This window comes from Arthrobacter sp. CC3, from assembly GCF_039907775.1.
Taxonomy (GTDB): domain Bacteria; phylum Actinomycetota; class Actinomycetes; order Actinomycetales; family Micrococcaceae; genus Arthrobacter.
The window spans coordinates 1-10,907 of record NZ_JARCCY010000077.1; the positions used below are offsets into that span (position 1 = coordinate 1).

At 67.3% G+C, this 10,907-nt stretch carries 8 protein-coding genes; 4 read left to right on the forward strand and 4 right to left on the reverse strand.

Features of this window, described 5'->3' with window-relative positions:
• Positions 1 to 127 precede the first annotated feature (127 nt).
• From PV761_RS23640 to PV761_RS23655, 4 genes are all read right to left on the reverse strand, one after another.
• Positions 128 to 2,368, reverse strand: a complete 2,241-nt coding sequence (locus PV761_RS23640) for a DEAD/DEAH box helicase (protein ID WP_347899967.1) — start codon at positions 2,366 to 2,368, stop codon at positions 128 to 130.
• Between the two features lie 401 nt (positions 2,369 to 2,769).
• Positions 2,770 to 3,423: an MOSC domain-containing protein gene (locus tag PV761_RS23645; protein WP_347899968.1), complete on the reverse strand. Its 654-nt coding sequence runs from the start codon at positions 3,421 to 3,423 to the stop codon at positions 2,770 to 2,772.
• A 66-nt stretch (positions 3,424 to 3,489) separates the two neighbouring features.
• Positions 3,490 to 4,164: a response regulator gene (locus PV761_RS23650; protein WP_055799635.1), complete on the reverse strand. Its 675-nt coding sequence runs from the start codon at positions 4,162 to 4,164 to the stop codon at positions 3,490 to 3,492.
• Positions 4,161 to 5,801, reverse strand: coding sequence for an ATP-binding protein (locus tag PV761_RS23655; RefSeq protein ID WP_347899969.1), 1,641 nt, complete (start codon positions 5,799 to 5,801; stop codon positions 4,161 to 4,163). Before PV761_RS23655 ends, PV761_RS23650 begins: the two co-directional genes overlap by 4 nt.
• Positions 5,802 to 6,103: 302 nt before the next feature.
• Here PV761_RS23655 and PV761_RS23660 point away from each other — a divergent pair, with 302 nt between their 5' ends.
• From PV761_RS23660 to PV761_RS23675, 4 genes are read left to right on the forward strand one after another with little or no spacing between them, the layout of a single operon-like run.
• The gene (locus tag PV761_RS23660; protein WP_347899972.1) at positions 6,104 to 6,790 is read left to right on the forward strand and encodes a Tat pathway signal protein; all 687 of its coding nucleotides are present in this window, start codon (positions 6,104 to 6,106) and stop codon (positions 6,788 to 6,790) included.
• A 2-nt stretch (positions 6,791 to 6,792) separates the two neighbouring features.
• The gene (locus PV761_RS23665) at positions 6,793 to 8,013 is read left to right on the forward strand and encodes a glutathionylspermidine synthase family protein (protein WP_028269653.1); all 1,221 of its coding nucleotides are present in this window, start codon (positions 6,793 to 6,795) and stop codon (positions 8,011 to 8,013) included.
• A complete protein-coding gene (locus PV761_RS23670; protein WP_347899970.1) occupies positions 8,010 to 9,518 on the forward strand; it encodes an APC family permease in 1,509 nt (502 codons plus the stop codon). The genes PV761_RS23665 and PV761_RS23670 overlap by 4 nt, the downstream gene beginning before the upstream one ends.
• Before the next feature lie 49 nt (positions 9,519 to 9,567).
• On the forward strand, positions 9,568 to 10,767 hold the full coding sequence (locus tag PV761_RS23675; RefSeq protein ID WP_347899971.1) for an acyl-CoA dehydrogenase family protein: 1,200 nt from the start codon (positions 9,568 to 9,570) through the stop codon (positions 10,765 to 10,767).
• Positions 10,768 to 10,907: the final 140 nt, after the last annotated feature.

Consider the following 10,907-nt stretch of genomic DNA (forward strand, 5'->3'; position numbering starts at 1 on the left):
GCTAGAAGTTAAACCACCTTCTCCTTCAGAGGACTCACACCTCCAAGCAAATGCCCATGCTGGGCGTACAACGAAAACGGGCCGGCTCGAAAGCCGGCCCGTTTTCAGTGCCTGGTGCTGCTAGGGCCTACCACTTGCCCTTGCGGTTGAAGTCGCGGTGTCCGCCTTCGTTGCCGTGGCGGGGCTTGCGTGCGCCGTCGCCGTGGCCGCCGAAGCGGGAGTCGCTGGCCTGGCCGCGGTTGGCACCGCTGTCGGCGCCAACGCTGCGCTCCGAGCGGTCGCTGTAGGAGCGGCCGCCGCGGTCAGCGGAGGACCGCTCGCCGTCGGACTTCCGGAATTCCTTCTTGAACCCGCCGCTGCCCTTGAAGTTGCCGCCGCGGTCACCGCCGCCGGAGTACCCGCCGCGGTCGCCGCCACGGTTGCCCTGGTAGCCGCCACGTTCGCCGCCGCCGGAGGGCTTGCGGCCGTTGTCCAGTTCGAGGTGGATCAGCTCGCCGCCGATCCGGGTGCGGGACAGTGCGCGCAGCTGCTCGGGGCTCAGGTCTGCGGGGAGCTCCACGAGGGAGTGGTCCGAGCGGATGTCGATGCCGCCGATCTGGGCCGAGGAGATGCCACCCTCGTTGGCAATGGCGCCCACGATGGAACCCGGCATTACGCGCTGACGGCGTCCGACGGCGATCCGGTAGGTGGCGTTGCCCTCGGTCAGGGTGCGGGTCGGGCCGCGTGAGCCGAAGCCGTCCTTGGAGCGCTCGCGCTTCTGGAACTCAGGAGCCGCAGGCAGTTCCTTGACCAGGAGCGGCTGGCCGCCCTGGGCCATGACGGCCAGTGCAGCAGCGATCTCCGAGGCAGGCACATTGTGCTCTTCCTCGTAGGAGGAGATGAGGTCGCGGAACGCCGCAACGTCCTCGGACTCGAGGGTCTCCGTGATGCGCTCGGCGAACTTGCCCAGGCGCAGCGTGTTCACGGTCTCGGCCGTGGGCAGGTGCATCTGCTCCACCGGCTGGCGGGTTGCCTTCTCGATGGAACGCAGCAGGTACTTCTCCCGCGGCGTCATGAACAGGATGGCGTCGCCGGAACGGCCCGCACGGCCGGTGCGGCCAATGCGGTGGACGTAGGACTCGGTGTCGTGGGGAATGTCGTAGTTGACCACGTGGCTGATGCGCTCCACGTCGAGGCCGCGGGCCGCGACGTCGGTGGCCACCAGGATGTCGATGCGGCCTTCCTTCAGCGCATCCACAGTGCGTTCGCGCTGCTGCTGCGGGATGTCGCCGTTGATGGCGGCAGCCTGGAAGCCGCGGGCCTTCAGCTTGTCAGCCAGGTCCTCGGTGGCCATCTTGGTACGGACGAAGGCGATGACGCCGTCGAACTCTTCGACCTCGAGGATGCGGGTCAGCGCGTCCAGCTTGTGTGGGCCCATGACCTGCAGGTAGCGCTGACGGGTGTTCGCTCCGGTGGTGGTCTTCGACTTCACCGAGATCTCGGCCGGGTTGTTCAGGTACTGCTTGGACATCCGGCGGATCTGGCTCGGCATGGTGGCCGAGAAGAGCGCGACCTGGCGGTCAGACGGGGTCTGCTGGAAGATCTGCTCGACGTCCTCGGCGAAGCCCATGCGGAGCATTTCGTCGGCCTCGTCCAGCACCAGGTACTGAAGTTCGGACAGGTCCAGGGAACCCTTGGAGATGTGGTCGATCACTCGGCCGGGCGTACCGACGACAACCTGGGCACCGCGGCGCAGGCCGGCGAGCTGGGGGCCGTAGGCGGAGCCGCCGTAGACGGGGAGGACGGTGAAGTCGTCGATGTGCTTGGCGTAGGAGGTGAAGGCCTCGGCGACCTGGAGCGCGAGCTCGCGGGTCGGAGCGAGGACCAGGGCCTGCGTCTTGCGGGACGGGCCGTTGAGGTCGTGGAGCTCGGCCAGGCGGGACAGTGCCGGTACTGCGAATGCTGCAGTCTTACCGGTTCCGGTCTGGGCCAGGCCCACGACGTCGCGGCCTTCGAGCAGCAGCGGGATGGTTGCTGCCTGGATGGGGGACGGCTTCTCGTAGCCGACGTCCTGCAGTGCGGCGAGGACACGGCCGTCGATGCCGAGGTCGGCGAAACGGACGCCTTCTTCTTCGCTCTCATCGTCGCTGGACGGGTCAGCCTTGGGTGCTGCCTTCGGGGCCTCAGCGGCAGGCGCTTCGGCGGCGGGGCGTTCTTCAGCGGCGGGCGCTTCGGTAACGGGAGCTTCGACGGCGGGCGCTTCGGCAGGTGCCGGGGCCTCGGTGAAGACGGGGGCGGAGCCGGCTACGGGAGCAGCGGTCTCGGGGGTCTCTACGGCCGTCTCGGCAGTTGCTGCTTCGGCGGTGGCGTCGTTGTGATTTTCGGGCATAGGGAAGTTTTCCTCATCCATAGGGGGCCAGGCGGCACAACCCGAGGTGAGCGGAGCCGCAGTGCATGTGCCGTTTGGATGCCGGGCAGACATTGACCGGCCGGTCACGTAGAAGTCCGGCGCTTTCGCAATCCCGTGGCAGGACTTCCCGCTGCATCTCTTGGCTGCTATCCCAGCAGTCTGTACAGCGTTTTCTTTAGCCGGCTCTCCCTATGAAAATGCCCGCATCGCTTGTGCGGGCCCCAACACTTGCCAGTCCTGCCTCAAAAATTGGGCAGGAATAAGGGATTTCCGGAGTGGGGGATATTTCAAGTGTAAGGCATGCTTCCGCGTTGCACTAACCCGCCGGCCATCCAGGGGCGGTGACGTTGCGCACACCGGCTGCCAGGGGTCCTGCAGGGCTAGACGCCCAGGCGCCGCTGAAGCTTCTCGAATTCGTCGTGATACTCCGGCTGCAGGCGGATCTCCCCGTCCGCATCCGCATCACGCAGCGCTTCCACATCCTCGATGGTGGGCTCGCTGAACCACTTGCCGATGGTCACGCCGTGCTTGGGAACGAACAGCCGGTGGATGTGGTCCCCGGCCCGGATTGTCCCCGGCTTGATGACGCGGAGGTAGGTGCCCACCCGGCCCGCCGCCGTAAAACGCTTCACCCACTGGGGCTCGTCCATGCGGCGCTGGAACGTGGCACAGGGAACGCGGGGAGATGTCACTTCCACTTCGACGTCGAGGCCGATCTTCCACCGTTCGCCGATCACGGCCGTGGTGGTCCCGATGCCGGCCACGCGCAGGTTCTCGCCGAACACCCCCGGCAGGAGGTCCCGTTGCAGCTCCCCCACCCAGTAGTCGGCGTCATCCTGCGAATAGGCATACAGCGCCTGGTCCACGCCGCCGTGGTGGATGCGGCTTGCCTGGATGTCCCCGTGGAGTCCGAGCTTGTGCACCTTGACCGGACCATCGATGGCACGTTTGTCGATGGCCGTGACGCCCACGCTCCCCTCATCACTCAGAAGCTGGTGTACCCGGCAGACGGCAAGCACAGATGCGGTGTCCATGGCTACAGTCTAGGTTCTTCGGCCCGGATTGCCGCGGGCACTGTCCCGCCCGCCCGGGACCCTGTGTCAGGGATCGAAGCGGTAGCCCATTCCGGCCTCTGTGTGCAGGTGGCGCGGCCTCGCCGGGTCCTGCTCCAGTTTGCGCCTTAGCTGGGCCAGGTAGACGCGAAGGTACTGGGTTTCTTTGGCATACGCCTGCCCCCACACCTGGGTGAGCAGCTGCTGCTGGCTGACCAGCTTCCCGGCATTGCGGACCAGGAGCTCGAGGATGTTCCACTCCGTGGGCGTGAGCCGGACTTCCTGCCCGTCCCGGACCACCTTCCGGGCGGCAAGGTCCACCACGAAGTCCGCCGTCTCCACCGTGGGCGCCTCGCGCTGTGCCGGCGAGCGCCGGGAAGCGGCCCGCAGCCGCGCCAGCAGCTCGTCGAGGCCGAACGGCTTGGTCACGTAGTCGTCCGCGCCGGCGTCGAGCGCTTCCACTTTGTCCTCCGACGCGTGGCGGGCGGACAGCACAATGACGGGCACGGAGCTCCACCCCCGGATTCCCCGGATGACGTCCACACCGTCCATGTCCGGCAGCCCGAGGTCCAGGACCACAATGTCCACCGGGTGCTGGGCGGCCAGTTTCAGCCCGTCTGCGCCGAGGCCCGCGGTGATTGCCTGGTAGCCGTGGGCGCGGAGGTTGATCTGCATGGCCCGGGCCAGCTGGGCTTCGTCTTCGATGATCAGTACCAGGGTCACGGCAGCGGACCTTCCCACAGCGGCAGGGTGACCACCATGGTCAGCCCGCCGCCCGGCGTCGGCTCCGCCGCCAGGGTTCCTCCCATGGCTTCGGTGAAGCCGTTGGCAACAGCCAGGCCCAGTCCGATCCCCACGGCCCGGCCACCGCCGGTGCGCTGATAGTCGTTGAGCCGCTGGAACGGCTGGAACATGTCCATCACGGCGGCCGGGGCCACGCCTGAGCCGTGGTCCACCACGCGGAACTCGCCGGCCGGCCTGCCGCCCAGCGCGATCCCCTCCCCCGCACGGGCCGTCAGCACCACATCGGCCTCCGGCGCGTATTTGAGTGCGTTCTCCACCAGGTTCGCCACCACCCGCTCCAACATCCCGGCATCGGCCTCCACCCGCGGGAGGTTGGGCGGCAGTTCCACCCGGATCCGTGCCGCGGGCAGGCCCCTGAGCGCGTCCGGCAGGACGTCCGCCCAGCCCAGTCCGCGCAGGAGCGGGTTGACCGAATCAGCCGTAATCCGGGACATATCCAGCAGGTTGCCGATCAGGTGGTCCAGGCGGTCGGCCGAGTCCTCGATGGTGGCGAGCAGTTCGCGCTCGTCTTCCGGGGAAAACTTCACATCCTCCTGGCGAAGGCTGCTGACCGCCAGCTTGATCCCGGCCAGCGGGGTGCGGAGGTCGTGGCTGACGGCCCGCAGGATGGACGTGCGCATCTTGTTGCCCTCGGACAGGCGCTGATTGTCCTCCATACTCGCCACCAACTGCCGCCGTTCCAGGATGGCCACCAGGAACGCTCCGAAGGCGGCCAGCATCCGCTGGTGCTGGCCGGTAAAGGGCTGACCGGCCAGCGGCCCGCCGTTGATCAGCAGCGTGTACCGGGAATCGACGACGACGGCGTGGTGGGCGGCCGCGCGGGTCACCGGCGGGCTGGTCCCGGCACTGGCAAGCACTGTCTCTCCGGCGTTGCTGTCCGTCCCGCGTCCAGGACCGCGGGTGCCGGCGGATTCCGGTGCGCGGGGGCCGCCCGGGGCGCTTCCGGCCACCAGCGTGACGGCATCCACTCCCAGCCGGCTGCGGACCTTCTCGAGGAATGTTTCCAGGCTGCCGTCGGAACTGAGGATCCGCAGGGAGAGCTCGCTCAGCGCTGTTGCTTCGGCCCCGGATCTCGCGGCTTCCTGTGCGCGGCGGCTCGCCAGGCCGACGGCCAGGGCCACGCTGCAGGCCACTGCCAGGAACACCAGGAGGGTGAACAGGGTGGAGGGATCGGCGATGGACAGCGAACCTACCGGATCGGCGGAGAAGTAGTTGAGGAGTGTTGTGCCCAGGACCGCGGCGACGACGGCGGGCCAGAATCCCCCGATCGCGGCCACCGCCACGGCGACCGCGAGGTGGAGCAGCATGATGATGGCGAAATTCCGATATCCCGCGAGCGTCACCAGGACTTCCACGGCAGGCGGCAGCACGGCCGCAAGCACCATGCCGAGGAGGAAACGGCGCCGCCCGATTCCCTGGAGCGCAGAGCGTGCCCTCCCTGAACCTGCCGTCCCGGAACCTGCCGTGCCCGGACGTGCTGTCCGCGAACGCGGCGTCGCGGACCCGCCGGGGCCGGATCGGGCGGCGCCACCGCGGGCGGATTCAACTGCTGCCATGGCTCCATCTTGGCATGGGCAGTTCTCCCCCGTTTTCCGTTAACAGCACCTCGGTCCAGGCACTAGGCTGACTTCAGGATTTACACAGCTGTGTCTTGCCGGGACGGCCTTCCCGCACGTGCTTCGACGCCGTGGCCGGTCACAGATTGAGCATGGACAACCAAGGGGGACCCATGGAACCGCAGGACCCGAACCAGGATCCTTCAAAGGATCCAACGAAGGATCCGAAGAACACCCGTTCCGGGCAACAGGACGGCACGCCGGCAGGGACCGACGGTCCCGAAGGCCCCACGCCAGGCTGGATGACCGCCCCCGAGGATTTCACGCCGCAGCCCCACGATCCCGCCACCGGGCAGCTGCCGCCCTGGCAGGTGCCCAAACCGGAGCTCCGGCCGGAACTGCTCAACGATTCCGCGGCTGGCGGCCGGACTGCCGAAGCCGGAAAGCCGGACGCCGGGAGGAAGGCCGGGCGGCGGCAAAAGGGCGCGGCTTCAGGGCAGGGTCCCCTGCCGGGACCGGGGATGCCCGGAGCGCCGGGTACCGGCGCGGGCCCTGTGATCGACCCCTTCGAACACGACCGCGAGCGGGAAGCAGCGGCACGCAAGAAGCGCTCGCAACGCCGTACCGTCGTCGTCGGCCTCGGCGTCACTGCCCTGCTGGCAGGCACCATCACCGCCATCGTGGCCAGCAACGAAGCGGAGGCCGACTACGCGCAGGTCTGCTTCAACGACGAAACCGGCGAGCGCGTGGATGACGCCCAGTGCGACAACAGCAGCAGCGCCGGCCGGAGCTCCGCCATCTACGCCTGGTACTTCTACTCCCGCGGCTCCAGCGTCCCGGCCGTCGGGCAGAACCGCTCGCAGTACCCCAGCTTCACGAAGACCGCGCCGCAGGGGGCGAAAACGTCCAAGGGGTACAGCACCAAGGGCGGCACGGTCAGCAGGGGCGGCTTCGGCAGCAGCTCCAAGGGCGGAAGCACGGGAGGCTAGGCGTGAAGAGACTGAGTGCAACCCCCAGGCCCGACTGGAAGCAGAAGATCGAGGAACAGGGGCTCGTCTTTTCCACCACCACCATGCCGGACGGCAAGAAGATCGAGTACTGGAACGAATCGGCCTACTACGAATTCACCATGGACGAGGTGGAAACCCTCGAGAAGACGGCCGAGGACATGCACCTGATGTGCCTTGAGGCGGCCAAGTACCTTGCCACCGGAGCCATGGGCAATATCGGGATCGGGCCGCAGGCGCTCGAGCTGGCCGCCGAGTCCTTGCAGGCTGGGGACATGGACATCTACGGCCGCTTCGATTTCGTCTACGACGGGCACGGCGGCCCCGCCAAGATGCTGGAGTACAACGCGGACACCCCCACCGGGCTGATCGAGGCTTCGGTGGCGCAGTGGTTCTGGCTGCAGGACGTGTTCCCAGAGAAGGACCAGTGGAACGGCATCCACGAAGCCCTGATCCGGCAGTGGAAGAAGCTTCAGTACCGCACCGGCATGAGCACCCTGCACATCGCCCATTCCGAAGCGGAGCAGTCCGGCGAGGACTGGATGACGGCAGCCTACATGCGCGACGTCGCGGGACAGGGCGGCTGGACCACCATCGGCATCAACATGTCCGATATCGGCTGGGACCCCAACCTGAAACGCTTTGTGGACCTGGACAACTTCATGATCAGCACCATCTTCAAGCTGTATCCGTGGGAGCTGATGATGAAGGAGCCCTTCGGCCAGCGGCTGCTCCAGCGCGCCCACAATCCGCGCTGGGTGGAACCGGCCTGGAAGATGCTCCTCTCCAACAAAGCATTGCTGGCGGCCCTGTGGCACCTGTATCCGGAGCACCCGAACCTGCTCCCGGCGTATTTGAACGAGCCCGGGCCGCTGAAGGAATGGGTGGCCAAGCCGCTGCATGGCCGCGAGGGGGACAACATAAAGATCCATGCGGCCGGCATCAACCTGGAGCAGCCAGGCGGCTACGGGCGCGAAGGCTGGTGCTACCAGCAGTTCCATTCGCTGCCCGATTTCGACGGCAACCACCCCGTCCTGGGTTTGTGGGTGGTGGACGGCGAGTCCGTAGGCTGCGGCATCCGCGAATCCGACGGTCCCATCACCGATTACTTCTGCCGGTTCGTCCCCAACACCATCGACGCCCCGGCCCCTCTTTCAGTCCAGGCCGCCTCGGCCTCCTCCAGCAAAGCAGGTATCGCACTATGAGCACAGGGAACTCGACGGCGGGAGTTAAGTCCGGTGGCCAGCCGGCAGTTCCGTCCAAGGGGCTGCGTGCCGGCATCCTGGACCTGGGCGACTCCGTCATGCTTGGCCTGGCTTCCACGGCTCCTGTCTATTCGCTGGCGGCCACGCTGGGCCTGATCGTCGCAGTGAACGGCAACTACACGCCGCTGATCCTGCTCCTGGGCTTTGTGCCGGTGCTCTTCATCGCGTACGCCTTCCGGGAACTGAACAGCGCCATGCCGGACTGCGGCACCACCTTCTTCTGGGCCCGCCGGGCATTCGGCCCGTGGGCGGGGTGGCTGGGCGGCTGGGGTGTTGCCCTGGCCGGCATCGTGGTGCTCGCCAATCTGGCCCAGGTGGCCGGGCAGTACCTGTGGCTGCTGATCGGCGACGGTTCGCTGGCCGAAAACGACCTGCTGGTGACGGCCACGGGAGTGGTGTTCATCATCTTCATGACGCTGGTGAACTACCGCGGCATCCGGCTCGGCGAGCACGTCCAGCGGGTCCTGACCTACGTGCAGTATGTCTCGCTGGGCATATTCGCGCTGGCGATTGTCTTCCGGATTACGGGCGGGGCACCCGAGGGCCAGGCTTTCGACATTGAATGGTTCAACCCCGCAGGCGCCTTCGCCGATCCCGGCGCAGTGGTCCACGGCGCACTGCTGGCACTCTTCATCTACTGGGGCTGGGACACCTGCCTGGCTGTGAATGAAGAGACGGAGAATCCGGCCACGACGCCCGGCCGCGGCGCCGTCATCTCCGCCTTTGTCCTCATGGCCATCTACGTCTCGGTGGCGCTGCTGGTGATGATGTATGCCACGGTGGGCACGGACGGCATCGGCCTCGGCAACGCCGAGAACCAGGACGATGTCTTCCTGGCCATGAAAGACGTTGTGCTGGGCCCCTGGGGCTGGCTGATCGTGGTGGCGGTGCTGGCGTCGGTGCTGTCCTCGACCCAGACCACCATCCTGCCCACCGCCCGCGGCACGCTGTCCATGGGTGTCCACGGCGCCCTGCCGGCCAGGTTCGGCGAAGTCCACCCGCGCAACCAGACGCCGGGGTTCTCCACGCAGGTGATGGGGGCCGCCGCGGTCGTGTATTACGTGGCCATGAGCTTCCTCAGCCAGAACCTGCTCTCCGACTCGATCAGCGCCATCAGCCTGTTCATCGCGTTCTACTACGCACTGACCGGCTTCGCGTGCTTCTGGTTCTTCCGCGGGACGCTGCGCGATTCCGCCCGCAACCTGTGGTTCCGCGGCCTCCTGCCGCTGCTCGGTGCCCTGATGCTGACCGCCGCGTTCTTCATCTCCGCCGTCCAGATGTGGGATCCCGCCTACGGCGACACGGAGATCTTCGGCGTGGGCGGCGCCTTCGTCAGCGGCGTGGTGCTGCTGGCTCTGGGCGTCGTGCTGGCAGTGGTGTGCCGCTTCGCCCCGGCCACCCGGGACTACTTCCTGGCGAAGCGGCCGGCGCCCAGCACGCTGTAGCCGCAGCCGGATGAAGCCTCGCGAAAGGCGTAAGCCGTAGGATGCTCCAATGAGCAACGCCGCTGACCTGCCCTCTGTTTCGGACACCTCCGATGTCCTGGCCCTGGATGCCCTGCTGACCGCCGAGGAGCTTGCGCTCCGGGAACGGATCCGCGATTTCACGGAGCAACGGATCAAGCCGGACATTGCCCGCTGGTATGACGACGCCGTCTTTCCGCTCGACCTCGCCCCCGAACTGGGCGAGCTGGGCGTGCTCGGCATGCACCTGGAGGGGTACCGCTGCCCGGGACGGTCGGCCGTCGAGTATGGCCTGGCCGCAATGGAGCTGGAGGCCGGGGACTCCGGGATCCGCACCTTCGTCTCGGTCCAGGGGTCCCTGGCCATGACGGCCATCCACCGCTGGGGGTCGGAGGACCAGAAGCAGGAATGGCTCCCCCGGATGGCCGCCGGCGAGGTGATCGGCTGCTTCGCCCTGACCGAACCCTCGGCGGGTTCGGATCCTTCCTCAATGACCACCGTTGCGCGCCGGGACGGCTCCGGGGATGACGCCGGGTGGGTTCTCGACGGCGCCAAGCGCTGGATCGGGCTCGCATCCGTTGCCGGCGTGATGGTGGTCTGGGCCAGGACGGACGACGGCATCCGCGGCTTCCTGGTCCCGGCCGGAACACCCGGGGTCACCGCCACACCGATCGGCCGGAAGCTTTCGATGCGCGCCTCGATCCAGTGCGACGTGACGTTCGACGGCGTGCGGCTGGGGCCGGAGGCCCTCCTGCCGGGTGCCCGCGGCCTGCGCGGCCCCTTCACCTGCCTCAATGAGGCGCGGTACGGGATTGCCTGGGGTGCGATGGGGGCCGCCCGCGATTCCTACGAGGCCGCGCTGAAGTACTCGCAGGACCGGCTCCAGTTCGGCAGGCCGCTGGCCGGGTACCAGCTCACCCAGGAGAAGCTGGTGAACATGCTCCTGGAGATCCAGAAAGGCACCATGCTGGCTCTCCACCTGGGCCGGCTCAAGGACGCCGGCACGCTGAAGCCGGAACAGATCTCCCTCGGGAAGCTGAACAACGTCCGCGAGGCGTTGGCCATTGCCCGGGAGGCCCGCTCCATCCTGGGAGGCAACGGGATCACGCTGGACTACTCGCCGCTGCGGCACGCCACCAACCTCGAGTCGGTGCGCACCTACGAAGGCACGGACGAGGTCCACACGCTGATCCTCGGCCAGCACATCACCGGCATCGGCGCCTTCCGCTAACACCTCTCCTTCCCAACTAGGTAGCAGCAGGTGTCGTTTTGAGGGCCCATAACGACACCTGCTGCTACCTAGTGGTGTGTCTCCAAAATAGTTTGTGGGTGCGCTGTTAAGCTGGGGCTATGACGAATCCGGCTCCTGCT

What these genes read in the sequence shown, in the direction of transcription:
- PV761_RS23645 (WP_347899968.1), bottom strand. Translation starts at nt 3,423, where the DNA reads ATGGACACCGCATCTGTGCTTGCCGTCTGCCGGGTACACCAGCTTCTG.
- PV761_RS23675 (WP_347899971.1), top strand. Translation starts at nt 9,568, where the DNA reads ATGAGCAACGCCGCTGACCTGCCCTCTGTTTCGGACACCTCCGATGTC.
- PV761_RS23660 (WP_347899972.1), top strand. Translation starts at nt 6,104, where the DNA reads ATGACCGCCCCCGAGGATTTCACGCCGCAGCCCCACGATCCCGCCACC.
- PV761_RS23640 (WP_347899967.1), bottom strand. Translation starts at nt 2,368, where the DNA reads ATGCCCGAAAATCACAACGACGCCACCGCCGAAGCAGCAACTGCCGAG.
- PV761_RS23670 (WP_347899970.1), top strand. Translation starts at nt 8,010, where the DNA reads ATGAGCACAGGGAACTCGACGGCGGGAGTTAAGTCCGGTGGCCAGCCG.
- PV761_RS23655 (WP_347899969.1), bottom strand. Translation starts at nt 5,801, where the DNA reads ATGGCAGCAGTTGAATCCGCCCGCGGTGGCGCCGCCCGATCCGGCCCC.